General features: G+C 39.8%; 1 protein-coding gene. It reads left to right on the top strand.

The features are described from left to right. The coding region (locus tag RYX56_RS24465) for a mannonate dehydratase (RefSeq protein ID WP_317124401.1) at positions 1-246 on the top strand (246 nt) is incomplete at both ends.

Raw genomic sequence — 246 nt, 5'->3', positions numbered from 1 at the left:
AGATGGTTCTTCAACCTTAGCTTATATCGCTAAAGATATCCCTGAGGATCCTGAAGAAATCATCCGCAAAGTTGAAAATTCAAGCAACGATTTTTCATTACCTGGTTGGGAACCAGAACGTTTAGCCAAAGTCAAAGCTTTATTTGAAGCTTATAAAGAGGTCGATGAGGAGAAACTGAGAGAAAACTTCGCCTATTTCTTGAAAGCAATCATCCCTACCTGTGAAGAAGTCGGTGTGAAAATGGC

This window comes from Alkalihalophilus lindianensis (assembly GCF_032843265.1).
Taxonomy (GTDB): Bacteria; Bacillota; Bacilli; order Bacillales; family Bacillaceae_D; genus Alkalihalophilus; species Alkalihalophilus lindianensis.
This window is presented reverse-complemented; position numbering and strand designations above follow the sequence as displayed.